Consider the following 18,382-nt stretch of genomic DNA (forward strand, 5'->3'; position numbering starts at 1 on the left):
GTACGTCACGGCTGTCGGTCCCCTCGTCGGCGGCGGCGCGCGGGCGCGGGCCGCCGCTCCCTCGTACCGCCGAAGCCCTCCGGGCCCGGATCGCCGACCTCGGTGTAGCGCAGGCGGCGGGCCGAATCCGGCTCGTCCGGCAGGGACCGCGGCACGGACCGTACGACCAGCCCCTCGGTGACCGGCGGCGCCGCGGCCCGCTGGATACCGGCCAGCGGCGCCCGCACACGCACCCCGAGCGACGGCTTCAGCTCCCCGCCGAGGGCGGACCACACGTCGGAGGCGGCCGGGGCGTCCAGACCGGTGCCGCCCGCGTCGAGACCGACGATCAGGCCGAGTTCGGCGAGTGAGCCGGTCAGCAGGTGCGGTCCGAGCGTGTCGGTGGACACCAGGCAGGTCAGCACCTGGGACAGCAGCCGGTGCTCGTCCTGCGGGCGGCTCGCCCACGCCGTGACCAGGTACGTCAGCTCGAACCAGCGCGCGGGGGCGCGTCGGGCGACGACGAAGCCGTCCTCGTCGTAGATCTCGCCGCCGCTGCTGTTGCGCCGCGAGTTGTCCTCGCGGATGTCGTACAGGAACACACAGACCGTGGGGGCGCTGCGACGCGCGGCCCAGTCGCTCGTCGGCGCGTCGAAGACGATCTCGACGCCCGACGCGGCGAGCCCGGCCCCGTCGAGCAGCCGGCGCAGCCCCTCGTCGACCTCGTGGATCACCGGCGGGTCACCTCGTCGGGCGGCTGCACGCTGCCGTTGACGACCAGGAAGTCCGTCTTCACCGGTGAGAAGCCGGGACCGCTCGCGGTGATGGTGCGCGGACCCGTCTGGTCCTTGGCGAGGATCAGCAGCTGGCCGATGAACGTGCCGTCCGGCTTCGGCACCGTCGGCGCCGCGGCGGCGGTGATGCCCGGCTTCCAGCGGAACCGGACCGGGACGCCCGGCGGGAAGTCCTTGCCGCGCACCGACGTCACGAAGCCGGGCTTGCCGATGGGCGGTACCGCGACGATCCGGGGCTGCAGGATGCGCAGGCGCTGACGGGCGGAGTTGTCGCCGAGGTCGGCGTCCGTGCCGGTGGTGGTCAGCCGGCCGGTGACCTGCGTGGTGAGCGCCTTCGCGGGGGAGAGCACGACCTGGATCACGGTGCGTGCGCCGGGCGCCAGGTCGGGCAGCGCGCACACCCAGGTGTCGTCACAGCCGGCGGGCGGCCCGTTGTCCGGTATGTCCGCGGGCAGTCCGATGCGCAGCCGCAGGCCGGTGGCCAGCGCGTTGCGGCCGTTGCGCACGGTGTAGGTGACGACGACGCGCCCGCCCACATAGCCGGGGTTCGGCTCCGCGGTGACGCGTACCCCGGGGCCCGCCTTCGGGGCGGGTGGCTCCGACGGCGGCGGTGGTGGCGCCGGCGTGGCCGGCGGCTTCGGGGGCGTCATGGTGTGAGTCGGCGTCGGGTCGGGCGGGGCGGGCGCCGCACGCACCGGTACGACCGTGCGGTCGGCGTTGTCGCTGGGGTTCGGGTCGATGACGGACCCGGTGACCGACCAGTCGACGGGCTGGTCGCCCGGTGTGACCCCGGTGAGGGTGACGGTCACCGGTACGGTGCTGCCGGGCGGCAACACGCCCAGGTCGCAGGTCAGGGCCCGGGCGTCGCAGGTGCCGCCGGGCGCGGTCAGCCCGGTGACGGTGACACCGGTGGGCGGGGCGACGGTGAGCCGGGTGCCGGGGGACGCGGCGGGACCGTGGTTGACGACGTCGACCCGGACGGTGCCGGTGCGGCCGACGACGATGTCCTGGGAGGTGTCCGGCGCCTGCACCGCGAGGTCGACGGACTGCTGCACGCCCGGCTCCTTCTGACGTCCCGGCAGCTCGTCGGTGAGCGGCGTCAGCGCGCCCGTGCCGACGTCCACCAGGTGCAGCTTCTCCGGGCTGTTGGCGGGCAGCGCGGCACGTGAACTGATCACCAGGTTCTTGCCGTCGGCGGTCCAGGCGGCGTCGCGGGGCTGGAACGGGCCGGTGGCCGAGGTGTCCGGCAACTCCCGGCCGCAGGCGCCGGGCAGGCCGCGTGCGGCGGCGGGCAGCAGCACACGGCAGTCGCCGCCGGACAGCGAGGTGAGCAGGATGCCGTTGTGCTCGTCGACCCGGCCGCCGCCGTTCTTGCGGTTGAAGGCGATGGTCCGGCCGTCGGGCGAGAAGGCCGGACTGTCGTCGATGACGTCGCACGTGCCGGGGCAGTCCGTGGCGCTCAGATCGCGCTGCTGCTCCAGGTGGTCCACCGGCACGGCCCAGATGTGCTTGTTGCCGCCGTTGTCGTCGATCACCTGGGTGCGGGTGAAGGCCAGTGTGGTGCCGTCGGACGACCAGGTGGGCTGGGCGTCGCTGCCCCGGGCCTGGCCGGCGGGCGGGGTGATCTCGCCGCGGATCTCCCCGCTGGCGGCGTCCGCGATCAGAACACGGCTGGGCCCGGCCGCGCCCCCGGTGCCACCGGGGGAGGTCCGGGTGAAGGCCAGCGACTTGCCGTCGGGGGAGAACGTCGGGTCGGTGTCCCAGTCCCGCGGTCCGCGTCCGGCCAGTGGCATGGCCTGCGCGTTCGTGCCGTCGGCGGCGGCGAGCCAGATGCGTTCGATCCGTGCGCCGTCGGAGTCCTCGAAGCGGGTCAGTACGATCCGGCGGCCGTCGGGCGTGTAGTTCTGCCGCTCGGTCCACGGATCGAACCCGGCGGCCGGCTGGAACAGCGGGTCCTTGGCCGGGTCGGTGTTGGTGTCGGCCGCGGGATCCTCCTTGAGGATCGGCCGGCCCAGGTCGCGCGGATCAGCGCCGTCCATGCGGATGTCCTGGAGCGTCACCACGTTCGGTCCGTGCGGACCGGGGGCGGTCGTGCGGTCCACGACGGCCGTGCCGCCGGTCTGTGGCCCGAGCCAGGTGACGGTTTCGACCTCGCGGTCCTCGCTCAGTACGAGGGCGGGGGTCTGCTCGGAGTGCGCCGGGACCTGGAACACGTGGTCCCAGTCGCCCTCGCAGTCGCAGGTGCGGTCCGGGCTGAGGAACAGCACGCCGTCCCCGTCGGGCAACCACGCTGCCCCGTGGGTCCGCCAGCCGGCCTGCGCGCCGGCCAGCAGCGGCCCGCCGCCGCCCGCGCTGCCACTGGTCCAGCGCAGCCGGGGAACGCCGTCGGCGGTGGCCGTGTACGCGATGACGTCCCGGTTCTCCTCGTCGTCCACCGGGTTCCAGGCCGGCTCGCCCGCCGTGCCGTTCGCCGGGTCGGTGACACGGTTCGCCGTCCCGCCCGTCACGGGGCGTACGTAGATCTGCCGGCCCACGACCGGATCGGCATCGTCGGAGTAGGCCAGGCGCTGCCCGTCGGGCGAGACGGTCGGGCACTCCTCGTTCTCGGGGGTGTCGGTGAGCCGGGTCAGACCGGTCCCGTCGGTGCGCACCAGCCACAGGTCGCGTTGGGTGCCGCCGGCGCCGCGGGGTTCGGCCGAGTCGAACACGACCGCCTTCCCGTCCGGGGTGAGCCGTGGGTGCGCCGCGTCCCGGCCGCTGGTCAGCCGGCGTACGGAACCGTCGGCGGCCCGCAGGTAGATCTGCGGTTTCTTCTCGTCGCGCCGACTGGCGAACACCAACTGGTCGCCGAGGGCGGAGGGCTGTACGTCGTAGTGGGCCGGCCCGGTGCCGAACAGGGGTGTGCTGGAGGTGGTGCTCTCCACGCGCCCCAGACTGCGGTGCCGGGTGCCCGCGTAGGTGACCCGGGTGTCGGCCGTGTCGGCGACGCGGGCCCCCGCCTCGGCCGTACCGGGCCCGGAGGCGGCGGTCAGCGCGAGAAGGGGGACCAGCAGCAGCAACGACATGCCGATCCGTCCCAGGCGGTACCGCCGCCCGCCGGATCCGTCTGTGCCCGTCACGGCCCACCTCACAGTCCGCTTACCTCCTTCGCACATACGCCCGCCATCCTGCGCGCCGCCGCCACTGGCGCAGCAGGGCCGACGGGACGCATCCGGGGGAAGCACCGGGTGAGCTTTCGGGCAGTGGCAGTGGCAGTGGCAGTGGCAGTGGCGGTGGCGGTGCATGGGCGGCCGGGCAGTGGAGGGAGCCGGCCGGCGGCGGACGGGCCACCGGACAGCGGATGGAGCCGGCCGGGCAGGTGGGCGCCGGCCGGGCAGGAGGGCGCCGGTCGGGCAGGGGACGTGCCGGATGGGCAGGGGGCGTGCCGGCGACAGGGGTGTCACCGGCAGCGGATGGGCCCCCGGAGCAGCGGTCGGCCCCCCGGTGAGTGAACGGCCGGGTCAGATCAGGCCGTTGCGCAGCGCGTATCCGACGGCGTGAGCGCGATTGCGCAGTTGGAGACGGGTGATGACCTCGTGCAACACGTTCTTGACGGTGCGTTCGGAATACGCGGTCTTGCGGGCGATCTCCGCCGTGTCCAGCCCTTCCGCCACCAGGCGCAGCATCTCCGCCTCGCGCGGGGTCAGTGTGGACAGCGACGCCGCGCGCGGGTCGAGGGCGGAGCGCTGCAGACTGCCCACATGGCTGAGCAGCTTGGCGAGCAGATCACCGGGAAGTACGCCCTCGCCGTTGGCTATCGCCAGGACCAGACTGAGCAGCCGGTCCTGGTCGGCCTCGGCGCGTCGCAGCACCGCCGCGACACCGGAGTCGATCGCGCGTTGCAGCGCGTCCCCCGACTCGAAGGTGCCGACCACCAGGCCCGTGCGGGTGCCGGGATCGTGGCGCAGCCGGTTCAGCAGGGCGGACGTCTCGTCGTCCACGGTGTCGACGGTCACCAGCGACACCTGGGCGCTGCCCGCGGAGGCGTCATCGACTAACTCGATCTCCGGGCGCTGGCGCAACTGGTGGACGATGCCCACGTGGAGGACGGGATCAGGGGCGTAGACGGTGACGGACACCCGCTCGGGGCGCTCGACGGATGCCGTCCAGCGGTTGGTGTGTGTGACCGTCTGCGCGGAGCGGGAGTGCGGTGCGGAGGTGGTAGGGGCGGGGCTGTTCGCCTGGGGGCAGGTCATGTGGTCCTCAGTAACCCTTTTCGTGAAGCGCGTCGGGACGACGGCGGTTCGTGCGGTGGAACTCGGCGAGTGACCGAGGGCGGCGGTGCCGTCGCTCCGTCACTGTCGGTCGGGGCAAGGGGGATCCGGCCGGGAGTCGGTGAGCGCTGTCTGGGGAACCGGCGCTGCCCGGCGCCTTGCCCTCGCGCCTCTCCGAGCGAGCGGGGCCGCGTCATACCGTCGCCGTGTGACGTCTCCAGCAGCCTCTCCCAGCCCTGGCGCACCCGGTCTCGACATCCCCGCGGTGTCGGTGACGCCCGGCGCCATCGCCACCACCACCCTGACGGTCCGCAACGACAGCGACATCGTCGAGGCATACGGCCTGGAGGTCGTCGGCGACTGCGCGTCCTGGGCCACGGTGGAGCCGGCGCGTGTCTCCCTCTACCCGGGCACGTCCGAGACGGTGACGATCCGTCTGGAGCCGCCGCGCTCCCCGGACGTACGCGCCGGCGAGGTGCCCCTCGCCGTCCGGGTGCTGCCCACGGAGCACCCCGAGGCGGTGCGGGTACCCGAAACCATCGTGCGGGTCGAGGAGTTCCGTCAGCTGCGCGCCGAGCTGACCCCCCGGCGCCGCCGCGGCTGGCTGCGTGGCCGGTACCGCCTGGCGTTGCGCAACGAGGGCAACTGTCCGGTCGGGCTGGGCTTCACGCCCGGGCAGCCCGGGGAGGAACTGGCCTTCGCGTTCCGGCCGACGACCCGACAGCTGGAACCGGGTGAGTCCGCGGAAGTGGGTCTGCGGGTGCGCATCGGGAAGCCGGTGTGGTTCGGCAGTCCTGTGGTCTGGCCATTCACCGTGACCGCCGCGGAGACGGGTGAGGACGCCGAGCAGCGGGAGCGGACCGAGGCCGGGACCGTCCGGACGGCGCTGGAAGCCGAGTTCGTCCAGATCCCGATCTTTCCGAAGTGGCTGCTCGCCGTGCTCGCAGCACTGCTCGCGCTGTTGCTGGCCTGGTTCACGCTGGTGCGACCGGCCGTGCGGAGCGCGGCGAAGGAGGCGGCCGACGAGGTCGTCCAGCCGCGGCCCACACCTGGCAGTCCTGACCGGCCGGGGCAGGACACCGGCGGTGGTTCCGGCGGGCAGACCGACGGCGGTGGTTCGGGGACGCAGCCGGGTACGGGCAAGGGAACGGGCCCCGGCACCGGCAATGACACCGGAGGCGGCGGTGGCGGTGGCGGAGCAGGCGGTCAGCAGAGTTCCGCCACCATCGACCTGCAGACGCCCAGCGGGTCGGACAAGACCGGCACGTACACGGTGCCGAAGGGCAAGGTGTTCGGCATCACCGACATCGTCGTCGCCAACTTTCAAGGCGACGAAGGGGTGTTGACCATCAACTTCGGGGAACGCAAGATCACGACGATCGCTCTGGAAACGTTCCGGAACCAGGACTACCACTGGGTCACCCCCATCAGGATCGCCGAGAACGACACCGTGACCGCCCAGGTCACTTGCTCGAAGCCGGGTACACCCGCAACGGGCCGTCGTGCGCAGGAGTGCCACGAGGTGCTCAACGTGAGTGGCGTGCTCAGCAGCACCAGGTGACCCGGCGTCACGGACATGCTCGACGAGAGGCGTTCGGATGCAAAAGGGTCATGATTCCCCGGCGTCCGGAAAGTGGACCATCAAGATACTCGAACTCCTGACCCCTTTGCGGCTGTATGTTCCCGTGTCGTCGTCCAAATACCCTGACGCGGCGCCACGAGGGCAGCACTCGAGTCGGCGGAACTTTGGCCGGATGTACGTTTTGGCTGCCCGCGGGCACGGGGCGGACGACTCCACGTACGCGGCCTGCGGATTCTGCCGTAGCGGAGCGGGCCGCGCGGCGCGCTGGGGCGTCAGCCCTGTCGGTCTCGCCCCCGACCGCGGCCGAGTGCTGTCTGCAGCATGCGGGCGAACGCCGGATCGTCCCGGCGCCAAGCGGCGATGCGACGCGGATGCACGCCCGTGTGCTGTGCCGCACCGGCCAGCGTCGACCCCATGCGGATCCGGGCGAGCACGGCCTGCTGGGCACGGGCGGTCCCTTGCGCCGCGGCCTGGGCGACGGCGGCCCTGAAGGCCGGGTTGTTCCGCATCCATGAGGACAGCGTCGAGGCGGGTATGCCCAACTGGTCCCGCACCTGCGGCACTTCCGCGTTCCCGGTGCGCAGCAGATCGAGAAGCCGCACCTGCGAGGAGGCCCGCTCCTCGGGCTTGCGCGTTCTCGTGACCGGGAGGGTGAGCGCGTCGGTGACGCGCATGCCGGCCGCGATGCGCTGGACCAGCGTCTGTGCCGTGACGGAGAAACGCGGGTCCGCCGCCCACGCGGCGGCGCTCTTGGTCTCACCGAACGCGCTGATCTCGACCTGGATCCGGCGCCTGCGGGAGCGGCCGAGTTCGGTGAGCGTGACCTCCAGCTCGGTGAAGGCGGACGCCGCACGCCATGAGGCGAGGTGCTCGGCCGGGGTGGCCGGCTGGTCGCCGAGCAGGAGGGCCAGCAGGTGGGCGGCGGCGCCCTCGATCGCCTCCGCGGCCGAGACGGCGCCGGGCGCCCCCCGGTCCGGTGACCGCGAGGCGATGTGGGGGGTGTGCCGGGCGGCATCGCCCTGGTCGGGGGCACGGAGGTGCGTGTCGTCGGGAGTCATCGCCTGTCCAAGGTAACCGGCGTGGCGGAGCCCCGACGCGTGGGCCGGGCCAGGTGCAGGAGGGGGACGTCGACATCCGGCCGTCCTCTTGCCGCTCGCCACCCCCGCTCCGCGGGCAGCTCCGTGTCCGGGACCTCCCGCCCGACCCGCGGACGGCGCCACGGTGACCCGTGCCCGCTCCGCCGTGACGGCCGGCGCGTCAGCTGATGCGAGCTCCCGTGCCGCTGACTCGGACGCGTGGGTCACCCGCGCGCAGCGTCACCGTGAGCTCGCCGGGACGGCCCAGGTCCTCTCCCTGGTGCAACGTGAGGACGGAGTCCTCGGGAACCAGGCCGAACTCACGGGCGTACGCGCCGAACGCGGCGGCGGCGGCGCCGGTCGCCGGGTCCTCGACGACGCCGCCGACGGGGAACGGATCACGGACGTGGAAGACGGTGGCCGACTCCCGCCACACCAACTGGACCGTGGTCAGGTCCAAGCGGTGCATCAGGGCTTCGAGGCGCGCGAAGTCGTAGGCGAGATCCGCGAGGCGGGCGCGTGTCGCCGCCGCGAGAACGAGATGGCGGGCACCGGCGAACGCGATACGGGGCGGGAAGGCCGGGTCGAGATCGGTTTCCGGCCAGCCGAGCGCGGCGAGTGCCTCATCGACGTCGGCGTCGGCGATCTTCTCGATGTGTGGCTCGACGCTGGTGAGTGTGGCCCGGACCGTCCCGCCCTCCTCGGCCACCTCCACCGGCACGGTGCCGGCGCGCGTCGCGAACACCAGTTCCCCGGGGCCGGTCCGTCCGGCGAGGGCGACTGCGGCGGCGACGGTGGCGTGCCCGCAGAACGGCACCTCTGCCTTGGGGCTGAAGTAACGGATGGTGTACGCCCGCCCCTCGGTGCCGTCAAGGTCCTCCGGGGGCGCGGTCAGGAACGCGGACTCCGAGTATCCGAGGTCGGCGGCGATGGCCAGCATGTCGTCATCGTCCAGGGCGGTGGCGTCCAGAACGACGCCGGCGGGGTTTCCGCCGTCCGGGTCCCTGGAGAAGGCGGTGTATCGCAGGACTTCGGCACGCGGTGCATTCGTCGTCATGCTCGCGGCAACGTAGCGCGAGCCCGCGGCTATTCCTGCCGGCCGCCCGCCGGCCCGCCCTGGGGAGCGCTCCGCCGCCCTGGACGCCGCTCGGCGCATTCCGTCAGATGGGCCATCGAGCCGGGAGCTAGCCGAGCTGTTGAGCGGACCCGGCAGGGTACTGGCCGGCGTAGGGCCGAAGGCGGTCGATCTCGGTTCTTTCCGTGTACTTCTCGCATTCCGCAAGGAAGTGCCGGATGTGCGGCCGGCGCCCATGCTCCTCGAAGGCGCCGTGGTCGGCATACAGCTCGAAGAACACGCGCAGTTCCGGCGCCCCCTCGACCTCGCTGCACACGTACACCAGCGTGCCGGGCTCATGCGCACGGATCGCCGCGGTGGTCTCTCGGACCAGGTCGTCGAATGGTTCCCCCGCGCCCTCGCGCAGCGTGAAGCGGACACATAGCGCCACGTGGCTCATCCTTACCTCCTCGTCTGCCCTGTCGGCCCGACCTGCGCCCAGGCCGCCCGGGGATCTGCTCTCAGCCGACGAACTGCTGGCCGCCGTCGATGTCGTAGGTCGCGCCGGTGAGTGCGGTGTTGATCATGATGTGTACGGCGAGAGCGGCGACGTCGGCCGGTACGACGACGCGGCCGATCGGCAGCGTGGTGCGCAGTTCCTCGCGTCGGGCGTCGAGTTCGCCGCCGAGTAGCCTGGCCGACAGCGGCGTGTCCACGAAGCCGGCGGCGATCAGGTTGACGCGGACCGGCGCGAGCTCGAGCGCAAGACCGGCGGTGAGGGCGGGCAACGCGGCGGTCACCGCGGGAGCGGTCCCGAGGCCGGCACGGACCCGCCGGGCGCCCGTGCCGCCCAGGAGCAGCAGAGTGCCACCCGGTCGTACCCTGCCGGCCACGTGCCGCGCGACCTCGAGCGCGAGCGTGATGTGCCCGCTGATCGCCTGGCGCGCCTGTTCGGCGTCCATGTCCAGCAGGTGCCCGTAGGACGGGTGCCCGGCCGTGACCAGCACGTGGTCGATCGGCCCGGGCAGATCCTCGAAGAACCGCCGCAGCCGCGCCGGGTCGTCGGCGTCGAAGGCGGAGGCGGTCAGCGCCTCGACCTCCGCGGCCGCGGAGCGCAGCCGCTCGGGGTCCCGTCCGGTCAGAATCACCGTCGCGCCCTCGGCGCGGGCGTGCCTGGCTGTCGCCAGCCCGATGCCCGCGCTTCCCCCGATGACGACCAGGGTCTGCCCGAGCAGGGCCGGATCGCGGGGGCCGGGGGCGGCAGATGGATCGGAACTCATGAGTACTCCTCTGCGGCGGCAACGCGGACGGGTCCTTCAGGAGTGATCAGATCCTTCGCCGAAGCTTCCACGGTCTGCTCCACGACGTCCCACGCGCTGAGGTTCGTCCGCAGCGCACCTGTCCACGACGACTGGGCTTCCCCGGAGCCCGCACCCGCCGCGCAGCCCTCCTTCGCGCCTCCTTTCCGCAGCGGACGACGGGTGAGCCCGGTGGGCGGCAGGGGCACGCCCTGACTCGGCTCAGCCCTGCGCGCACCGCGTCGATCGGCCGACGCCCCCACGCGAGGCGTGCGGAAGAACCCACTGCCCCGGCCTGGGCTGGAGGTATCGGCTGCGGCACGCAGCGGTGCGGGTGAACAGGCTGATGTTCGTGTCCGCGCGCCGGGCGAGCATGTCTTCTCCACTGCCAGCGTGCACCCGATCCAGCCGCATCGCACGCGAGCCGGTGCGTCCGCCGGCCGGACGCCGTGGCAACTCAGTCGGCGACCGGGATCCCGGAAGCCGCGGGCGGGACGAGCGCCGCCAGTTCCTCGGCGGTCCGGGGGCCGGGAGCGGAGTCGGTCACCAGCCCGTGCGCGCGCAGCAACCGGGCGGCGGCGATCCCCCAGGGGAGCCGCAGCCCCGCCTGTGCCAGCAGCTCGGTGCGCGCCAGTGTCGCGGCGGCGGGGCCGGTGTACGCACCGGACGGAGTCAGCAGTGCCACGTCGTCGGCCCAGCGCAGGGCGAGGTCGACGTCGTGGGTGGCCATCACCACGGTGGTGCCGCTCTCGCGCAGACCGGCCAGGGTGGCGAGGAGGCGTTCCTGGCCGTCCGGATCCAGGCCCGCGGTGGGCTCGTCGAGGATGAGCACGCGCGGTCGCAGGGCGATCGCTCCGGCGATGGCGGTTCGCTTGCGCTGCCCGTAGGAGAGCAGATGGGTCGGGCGCTCGGCCAGTGCGGTGATGTCCAGGGCGGCGAGGGCCTCCTCGACCCGGGCGCGGACCTCGGCGTCGGGCAGTTTGAGGTTGAGCGGTCCGAAGGACACGTCCTGTGCGACGGAAGCGGCGAACAACTGGTCGTCCGGGTCCTGGAGCACCAACTGCACCGTCGTACGCAGCCAGGTCAGGCCCTTGCGGTCGTACGAGACGGGCTGACCCATGAGGGACAACTTCCCCGCGCGCGGCCGGAGTCCGCCGCTCAGCAGCCGCATCAGCGTGGTCTTTCCACTGCCGTTGCGGCCCAGCAGGGCGAGCGCGTGCCCCTCACGGATGCCGAAGTCGACGTCCTTGAGCACGGTGGGGCCGTCCTCGTAGGCGAAGGACGCCCCCCGCAGGGCGACGAGGGCGGGGTCGCTCATGTCAGCGGCCTTTCGAGTACGAAGGTGAGGGCGGCCAAGGCCGCGAGCAAGGCGAGGCTCGCGGCGGTGAAGCGGGCGGAGACGCGAGCCTCGGGCGTGAGAACGCGCAGGGTGCCGTCGTATCCGCGCCCCGCGAGTCCCGTCTGAAGCCGTGCCGCACGGTCGAAGGCACGGACGAACGCCACGGCGCCGAGCCCGGCCAGAGAGCGCCACGCGGCGGTTCGGGTGGTGTGGCCGAGCCGGGCCGCCTGTGCCTCGCGAATGCGGCGGACCGAGTCCAGGAGCAGGAAGCTCATCCGGTACATCACCATCGCGACGTCCACGACGGGCGCGGGCACCCCGGCCCGCACCAGCCAGGGCAGCAGGTCGGACATCGGAGTGGTGAAGGCGAACAGCAGCACGCCGAGGGAGGCGGCCGAGGTGCGCAACAGCAGCTCTCCGGCGCGGACCGGTCCGTCCTCGGCCAGGCTGACGAACCCGTCGGGTCCGCCGACCTGGACCAGCAGCGTGGCCGCTCCCGTCAGGCAGAAGCCCAGGGGAACGCGGTAGGCACGCCACAGGCGGCGGCCGGGCACTCCCGCCGGGCCCAGCAGGACGGTGAGCGCGGTCACCAGGACGAGGGCTGCCCCCGGCCAGGGCGGCAGCGAGACGGCGAGAGCGGTGAGGCCCAGTCCGAGCACGGCCTTGTCCACGGGATGACGGCGGCGCCAGCGACTGCTGTGCGCCGCCGCGTCGATCGGCAGCACCCCGGCTCAGGTCCGTTCGGCAGCGGACTCGTCGGACGTGCTCTCCGTCGCCTCGCCGTCCGGCGCCGCAACGGCGCGGAGTTCGCCCTGGCGCCGTCCCCTGCGCAGGCCGAAGTAGTAGGCGAGCACACCCGAACCCAGGGCCGCCTGGGCGGCGAACAGCGCCGACTCGATCTCACCGGACGGCGGTTCGTACAGCGGCGAGAACCATGGCTTGTAGTCCGGCTTGATCTCGGTGATCGCCGTCTCCGCCTCGGCGTCCGCGCCGGCGAAGGGTTCCTTCTTGTGGTCGCCCAGCCCGAGCGCCACGGGAAGTACGGCCAGCGCGGCAACGCACAACAGCAGCAAGGTGTTGATCTTCGCGTTCCGGCTCATCGGGCCACCGCCTCCGCCTCCGCGGTGCCTCGGCCGCCGGTGACGAGCACACCCAGCCGGGTCAGTTCGCCCTTGCTGGACTGCACCAGCAGCCGCATCACCAGCACCGTGAGGAGTCCCTCGCTGACCGCGAGGGGAATCTGCGTGACGGCGAAGATCGAACCGAACTTCCCGAGGGCGCCCAGGAATCCGCTGCTCGGATCGGGAAACGCCAGGGCCAGCTGCACGCTGGTGACGCAGTAGGTGGACAGGTCGGCGACGAAGGCGCCGCAGAAGACGGTGACCATCAGCGGCACGTCGCAGCGGCGCAGCAGCCGATAGACGGCGTACCCGGCCCAGGGGCCGACGATCGCCATCGAGAAGGCGTTGGCGCCGAGCGTGGTGAGGCCGCCGTGCGCGAGCAACAGGGCCTGGAACAGCAGGGTGATGGTGCCCAGTACTGTCATGATCGGCGGACGGAACAGGATGGCGCCCAGGCCGGTGCCGGTGGGGTGCGAACAACTCCCGGTCACCGAAGGCAGCTTCAGCGCGGACAGCACGAACGTGAAGGCTCCGGAAGCCCCGAGGAGCAGCGTGCTCTCGGGATGTTCCCTGACTTCGCGGGTGAGTGACCGGACTCCGTGGACGACGAACGGCGCGGACACGACGCCCCAGGCGACCGCGTGCGCCGGAGGCAGAAAGCCCTCGGCTATGTGCATGGCTCGGCAGACCCTCTCCAGCACCTCGTGGATGGTTGACGTGCCTCGGCCGGTCTCCTGGCTCACGGGTACCACCGCCCATTGCCCCGCCTTCCCGGGTCCGGGGACCCAGTGGCTGCCCGCGAGGGCCGGAGCCGGACTTCCCGATCACAGTGGCGAGGGCCGCACCGGCATCACACCGGATTTCCCGTTCACCAAGGCAAGGTGACAGTAATGCCCAGGTAACGGCGATGACAAGCGAGGGTCGGCGGCGCTCGGGGGGCACACAACAGCTCGCGCCCGGCGCGTGGCCCCGAGGGCCCCGATCGGTTGTTCGCGCCACCCCGACACGCGGCCGGACGGAACAGGAGAAGGGCGGAGGAGTGAACGGTCTGCGTCTCCGGCCCGTAGGGAGAGGCACGACATGATCGAACGGCGTTCGGGCGCAGACGCGCATGCTCAGCCGCGAGGACAGTCGCCCGGACGCATGGCAGCATCTGTCCCCATGACTGTGTCCCTGGCGGTGCGGAGCGTGCGCGCGGCCGTGTTCGCCGCGCTGTGCGTGCTGCTCGCCACCGGCGGCCATGCCCTGGCCACGGGCGCGGCTCCCTCGGTGTGGGCGCAGGCCGCCGGGTTCGTGCCCGTCTTCGCCGGAGCGTGTCTGCTGGGTGGCCGTGAGGTATCGCTCGCCGGCATCGGCGGCGCCACGCTCGTCGCCCAGAGCGAGCTGCACCTTCTGTTCCATGCCGCTCGCCCCCAGCACGACTCGATGGTCGTGCACGGGGTGCGGATGGCGCACGGTCACGCGCACGCGGTGACACCTCACGCGACCCTCGCGCACATCGCGGCGGCTCTCGTGCTCACCTGGTGGTTGCGGCGCGGAGAGGCCGCGCTGTGGTCGCTGCTGCGCCGTGCGGTCGCGTGCGTGCCGGGACTCGCCGCCTGGTGGCAGGTGACCCGAGGGACACGGCGCCTGCCGGGCGCACCGAAGCAGGTCCGGTCGCCGGGCACCGGGTCATGGTCACTGAGAGGGGTGCGGCTGCGGTACGCCGTTCATCGGCGGGGGCCGCCGGCAGGGGCGGTGCCACCGAACCTTCCCCGACAGCCGCACCTCTCAGTACGGAGATCCCGCCACTCATGTCCCCGAACCGCAACACCCTGCGCCGCACCGGCGCCGTCACGGCCCTGACCGCCGCCGGGCTGCTCGCCGCCGCGGGCGTCGCCTCCGCACACGTCACCGTCCACCCCGGCAGTTACGCCAAGGGCGCCACGGACGGTGTCCTGACCTTCCGTGTGCCGAACGAGGAGGACGGCGCGAGCACCACCAAGGTGCAGGTGTTCCTCCCCACCGGCCACCCGGTCCTCGGCGTGCTCGTCTCCCCGCGGGACGGCTGGACCGCGAAGGTCACCGACACCAAGCTCAAGACGCCGGTCAAGACCGACGACGGCACCATCACCGACGCCGTCTCGGAGATCACCTGGACCGGCGGCAAGATCGCCCCCGGCCACTACGAGGACTTCGACGTCGCCTTCGGACAACTGCCGGACGACACCGGCGAGCTGACCTTCAAGACGCTGCAGACCTACTCCGACGGCAGCACCGTCCGGTGGATCGAGGAAGCCCAGGGCGACGACGAACCGGAGAACCCGGCCCCGGTCCTCAAGCTCACCGCCGAGGACGCGGCGGACGGCGATGCCACTGCCACGGCCTCGTCCGCACGTCCGGGGAACGCCGCGGGCTCCGACGCCGACACGTCCGGCGACTCGACCGCCCGGACTCTCGGCGCCGCCGGTCTGGTGGTGGGTGTACTGGGGCTCGCCGCGGCCGTCTTCGCCATCGTGCGCACCCGCTCCAGCCGGAGCGGGGACGTGTAGCACGCCGTCCGTCATGTGGCGCACGTCATGAAACGGTGCCGGAACTCGGCCCCCGGTCCGTCCGACTCCTACAGCGGTACGGCTGCGACAGCCCACCGCCGTAAGACGGTTCGACGCGACCAGGAAGGCCGAGCATGGCCGAGTCCCGACATCCCTCCCGCATCGCGGGCTTCGTACCCCGCAAGCTGACGCCCCCGCCCGCCCTCTGGGGCTTCGTGCTGCTGCTGGTGCTGGTCTTCTCGGTGTCCTACGCCGTGGGATCCGCCGCCGGACCGGTGGCACCCGGCATGCACGGCACCGGGGCCGCAACCGGTGGCGGTACGGGGAGCGGCGGGGGCACGGGTGACATGCCCGGGATGCACGGGGGCGGTGAGTGATGGGAGCCGAACCGCCGGCTCCGCTCGTCGTCACAGACCTGACGGTCGGCGGCATGACGTGCGCCGCCTGCGTGCGGCGGGTGGAGAAGAAGCTCGCCAAGCTCGACGGGGTCACGGCGACGGTCAATCTGGCCACCGGACGCGCCCGGGTCAGCCATCCGGAGGTGGTCCTGCCGGACGACCTCGTCGCGGCCGTCGCCCAGGCGGGGTACACGGCGGCGCTGCCCGAGCCTCCCGCGCCCGGCGGGCACCAGGAGACGGCAGGTGACGAGGACGGGGCCGAGGCGGCCATCCGGCAGGAACGCGAGCGGCTCGTGGTCACGGCGCTGCTGGCCGTCCCCGTTCTGGTGCTGTCGATGGTCCCGGTGCTGCAGTTCCGCAACTGGCAGTGGCTGTGCTTCATGCTCGCGGCTCCGGTCGCCGTGTGGAGCGCCTGGCCCTTCCACACGCGGACCGTACGCGGCCTGCGCCACTCCGCGGCCACCATGGACACGCTCGTCTCGCTCGGCGTCGTGGCCTCCTTCGCCTGGTCGGCGTACGCGCTGTTCCTCGGGGGAGCGGGCGAGCCCGGCATGCGGATGCCGTTCAGTCCGCTGCCGTCCGCCTCGGACGGTGCCGCACATGTGTATCTGGAGGCCGCGGTCGGCGTCCCGCTGTTCGTGCTGACCGGGCGCCATGTGGAGGCGCGGGCCAGGCGGGGGACCGGAGCGGCCCTGCGGTCGCTGGCCGAACTCGCCGCCAAGGAGGTGTCCGTACGTGACCGGCACGGCGAACGTTCCGTCCCGATCGGGCGGCTTCGGGTGGGGCAGGTGTTCGTCGTACGTCCCGGCGAGCGGGTCGCCACCGACGGCCGGGTGGTGGAGGGCAGCTCCGCCGCGGACCTCTCACTGGTCACCGGCGAGAGCGAGCCCGTCGAGGTGGGGCCCGGTTCGGCCCTCGTCGGCGGCGCGGTCAACGCCGGCGGTCTGCTGCTCGTCCGCGCCACCGCGGTCGGCTCCGACACCCAACTGGCCCGCATCACCCACCTGGTGACACAGGCCCAGGCGGGCAAGGCGCGGGCGCAGCGACTCGCCGACGCCGTCGCCGGTGTGTTCGTACCCGTCGTGCTGACCATCGCCGTGACCGTGCTCGGGTTCTGGCTCGGCGCCGGTGCCGATCCCCAGGCGGCGATCACGGCGTGCGTGGCCGTACTCGTCGTGGCCTGCCCGTGTGCCCTCGGCCTGGCCACGCCCACCGCGCTGATGGCCGCCACCGGCCGCGGGGCCCAGCTCGGCGTACTGGTCAGCGGTCCGCAGACGCTGGAGGCACTGCAGCACGTCGACACGGTCGTCCTGGACAAGACGGGCACGCTGACCAGCGGTCACATGACCGTCGCGCGGGTCACGGCCACCCCGGACGGCCCCGGTCACGAGGCCGTCCTCCGCCTGGCCGGTGCCGTGGAACAGGGTTCGGAGCATCCCCTCGGGCGGGCCATCGCCGCACACGCCCGACGCTCGGCGGCCGAGGAGCCGCTGCCGGCGGTGCGCGACTTCACGGCTACGCCGGGACGGGGGGTCCGTGGCCGGGTGGACGGCCGTACGGTGGAGGTGGTGGTGCCCGACGGCGAGTTGCCGGCCGTGCTGGCGGACGCCCTCGCCGTGGCGGAGACCGCCGCACACACGCCGGTCCTCGTGCGGGTGGACGGGACGGCCGAGGCGTTGATCGCCGTCGGGGACGTCGTCCGGCCCGGCAGCTACCGCGCCGTGCACCGGCTGCGCGGGCTCGGGATCCGCCCGGTGCTCGCCACCGGGGACCGAGAGGCACCCGCCAGGGCCGTGGCCGACACGCTCGGTATCGACGAAGTGCACGCCCGCTGCACGCCCGAGGACAAGGCCGCCCTGGTACGGCGGTTGCAGGAGGAGGGCGGCCGGGTCGCGGTCGTCGGCGACGGCGTGAACGACGCCGCCGCGCTCGCCGTCGCCGATCTGGGCATCGCCATGGGCGGCGGGACGGACGTGGCCATCGGCGCGGCCGACCTGACGCTCGTGCGCGGGGACATCGAGGCCCTGGGGGACGCCGTCCGGCTCGCCCGGCGCACGCTCGGCACCATCCGGGCCAACCTGGTGTGGGCCTTCGGCTACAACGCCGTCACGGTGCCGCTCGCCGTCGTCGGTCTGCTCAACCCCATGGTGGCCGCGGCCGCCATGTCGGTCAGCTCCGTGCTGGTCGTGGGCAACAGTCTGCGCCTGCGCGCCTGGCGGCCGTCGCCCGCCCCGGCGCGCGGGCGGCGGCAGGGGAGGGACGGCCACCGGTGAACAAACTCCTCGCCCGTCTGCCGGACCGGTTCACCGATCGCCGGCGGCTGACCGACACCCTGCTCGCCGCTCTGGTGCCCGTCGCCGCGTCGAGCCTGGCCCTGGCGGGTCTGACCGCCTGGGTCGGTACGGGCAACGCGGGCAGCCCGCCCCGCATACGAGTCACCGAAGGAAGGGTGCTCCTTCCGGTCGCCGGCTCCGCCGAGACGGCCGCTTTCTTCCGCATCACCAATGAGGGCGGCTCGGCCGACCGGCTGGTGGGCGTGACCTCGTCCGGTGCTCCCGGCGGGGTGAGCCTGGCCGGCCACCGTATGAGAGGCGGCGCGACGGCCGACCGGGCACCGATCGACTCGGTCGAGATACGGGCGGGGGAGGGCCTGTCCATGTCGCCCTACGGGGTGGATCTGACCGTGGCGGTCCCGGCCGAGGAGTGGCGTGCGGGGGACCTTGTCTCTTTCACACTGACGTTCAGCCGGAGTGGCCGGGTGAAGCTGCCCGCTGTCGTGGTCCGACCTGGAACGGTCACGTTCTGAGAGCGAGTTGTCCTCCGGTGGCCGCGATCCACTGTCACCTGGTGGTTATCCAGAAGTCGTTGCTGGAGCCCGTCGAGTTCCCACCTCACAGGTGTGGCCTGTGTCACCCTGCTCTGGCTGAGTCCGGGGGCCGGTATCCGTACGTACCCCC

At 72.9% G+C, this 18,382-nt stretch carries 17 protein-coding genes and 1 riboswitch; of the genes, 6 read left to right on the top strand and 11 right to left on the bottom strand.

Annotation, left to right across the window (positions count from 1 at the left end):
• Window positions 1–5 precede the first annotated feature (5 nt).
• The 3 genes from ACIGYR_RS15730 to ACIGYR_RS15740 form a co-directional block, all read right to left on the bottom strand.
• Complete coding sequence (locus tag ACIGYR_RS15730) at window positions 6–713, bottom strand: DUF4255 domain-containing protein (protein WP_399599543.1); 708 nt, start codon at window positions 711–713, stop codon at window positions 6–8.
• Window positions 710–3,892, bottom strand: a complete 3,183-nt coding sequence (locus ACIGYR_RS15735) for a hypothetical protein (protein WP_399599545.1) — start codon at window positions 3,890–3,892, stop codon at window positions 710–712. The genes ACIGYR_RS15730 and ACIGYR_RS15735 overlap by 4 nt, the downstream gene beginning before the upstream one ends.
• A gap of 381 nt (window positions 3,893–4,273) precedes the next feature.
• Entirely contained in the window at window positions 4,274–5,008 is a 735-nt protein-coding gene (locus ACIGYR_RS15740; RefSeq protein ID WP_399599548.1) for a LuxR C-terminal-related transcriptional regulator, read from the bottom strand.
• Window positions 5,009–5,234: 226 nt separating this feature from the next.
• On the opposite strand from ACIGYR_RS15740, the gene ACIGYR_RS15745 reads away from it, so the two are divergent.
• On the top strand, window positions 5,235–6,587 hold the full coding sequence (locus ACIGYR_RS15745) for a hydrolytic protein (RefSeq protein ID WP_399599551.1): 1,353 nt from the start codon (window positions 5,235–5,237) through the stop codon (window positions 6,585–6,587).
• 293 nt (window positions 6,588–6,880) lie between these two features.
• Here the strand turns inward: ACIGYR_RS15745 and ACIGYR_RS15750 are convergent, their stop codons facing one another.
• From ACIGYR_RS15750 to ACIGYR_RS15785, 8 genes are all read right to left on the bottom strand, one after another.
• Window positions 6,881–7,666 carry a hypothetical protein gene (locus ACIGYR_RS15750; protein WP_399600260.1) on the bottom strand — a complete coding sequence of 262 codons (786 nt, stop codon included), beginning with the start codon at window positions 7,664–7,666 and terminating at the stop codon, window positions 6,881–6,883.
• Window positions 7,667–7,865: 199 nt separating this feature from the next.
• Window positions 7,866–8,741, bottom strand: coding sequence for a PhzF family phenazine biosynthesis protein (locus tag ACIGYR_RS15755; protein ID WP_399599554.1), 876 nt, complete (start codon window positions 8,739–8,741; stop codon window positions 7,866–7,868).
• Window positions 8,742–8,868: 127 nt separating this feature from the next.
• Window positions 8,869–9,198 (bottom strand): putative quinol monooxygenase, encoded by a 330-nt coding sequence (locus ACIGYR_RS15760; protein ID WP_399599557.1) that lies wholly within the window; start codon window positions 9,196–9,198, stop codon window positions 8,869–8,871.
• A 61-nt stretch (window positions 9,199–9,259) separates the two neighbouring features.
• Window positions 9,260–10,018: an SDR family oxidoreductase gene (locus tag ACIGYR_RS15765; protein ID WP_399599559.1), complete on the bottom strand. Its 759-nt coding sequence runs from the start codon at window positions 10,016–10,018 to the stop codon at window positions 9,260–9,262.
• Window positions 10,019–10,493: 475 nt separating this feature from the next.
• Window positions 10,494–11,354, bottom strand: a complete 861-nt coding sequence (locus tag ACIGYR_RS15770) for an energy-coupling factor ABC transporter ATP-binding protein (protein ID WP_399599561.1) — start codon at window positions 11,352–11,354, stop codon at window positions 10,494–10,496.
• Window positions 11,351–12,100: a cobalt ECF transporter T component CbiQ gene (gene cbiQ / locus ACIGYR_RS15775; protein WP_391842595.1), complete on the bottom strand. Its 750-nt coding sequence runs from the start codon at window positions 12,098–12,100 to the stop codon at window positions 11,351–11,353. Before cbiQ ends, ACIGYR_RS15770 begins: the two co-directional genes overlap by 4 nt.
• Window positions 12,101–12,106: 6 nt before the next feature.
• On the bottom strand, window positions 12,107–12,475 hold the full coding sequence (locus ACIGYR_RS15780; protein WP_391842594.1) for an energy-coupling factor ABC transporter substrate-binding protein: 369 nt from the start codon (window positions 12,473–12,475) through the stop codon (window positions 12,107–12,109).
• On the bottom strand, window positions 12,472–13,173 hold the full coding sequence (locus ACIGYR_RS15785) for an energy-coupling factor ABC transporter permease (protein ID WP_399600233.1): 702 nt from the start codon (window positions 13,171–13,173) through the stop codon (window positions 12,472–12,474). Before ACIGYR_RS15785 ends, ACIGYR_RS15780 begins: the two co-directional genes overlap by 4 nt.
• Before the next feature lie 29 nt (window positions 13,174–13,202).
• Window positions 13,203–13,409, bottom strand: a riboswitch (cobalamin riboswitch).
• Between the two features lie 248 nt (window positions 13,410–13,657).
• Here ACIGYR_RS15785 and ACIGYR_RS15790 point away from each other — a divergent pair.
• From ACIGYR_RS15790 to ACIGYR_RS15810, 5 genes are all read left to right on the top strand, one after another.
• Window positions 13,658–14,341 carry a hypothetical protein gene (locus ACIGYR_RS15790; RefSeq protein WP_399599565.1) on the top strand — a complete coding sequence of 228 codons (684 nt, stop codon included), beginning with the start codon at window positions 13,658–13,660 and terminating at the stop codon, window positions 14,339–14,341.
• The gene (locus ACIGYR_RS15795; RefSeq protein ID WP_399599567.1) at window positions 14,290–15,027 is read left to right on the top strand and encodes a YcnI family protein; all 738 of its coding nucleotides are present in this window, start codon (window positions 14,290–14,292) and stop codon (window positions 15,025–15,027) included. Before ACIGYR_RS15790 ends, ACIGYR_RS15795 begins: the two co-directional genes overlap by 52 nt.
• 134 nt (window positions 15,028–15,161) lie before the next feature.
• The gene (locus ACIGYR_RS15800; RefSeq protein WP_399599569.1) at window positions 15,162–15,404 is read left to right on the top strand and encodes a hypothetical protein; all 243 of its coding nucleotides are present in this window, start codon (window positions 15,162–15,164) and stop codon (window positions 15,402–15,404) included.
• Window positions 15,404–17,698, top strand: a complete 2,295-nt coding sequence (locus ACIGYR_RS15805) for a heavy metal translocating P-type ATPase (RefSeq protein WP_399599572.1) — start codon at window positions 15,404–15,406, stop codon at window positions 17,696–17,698. The genes ACIGYR_RS15800 and ACIGYR_RS15805 overlap by 1 nt, the downstream gene beginning before the upstream one ends.
• Entirely contained in the window at window positions 17,695–18,231 is a 537-nt protein-coding gene (locus ACIGYR_RS15810; RefSeq protein ID WP_399599574.1) for a copper chaperone PCu(A)C, read from the top strand. Before ACIGYR_RS15805 ends, ACIGYR_RS15810 begins: the two co-directional genes overlap by 4 nt.
• The last annotated feature ends 151 nt before the right edge of the window (window positions 18,232–18,382 follow it).

Source organism: Streptomyces sp. NPDC053076 (assembly GCF_044546845.1).
Taxonomy (GTDB): Bacteria; Actinomycetota; Actinomycetes; order Streptomycetales; family Streptomycetaceae; genus Streptomyces.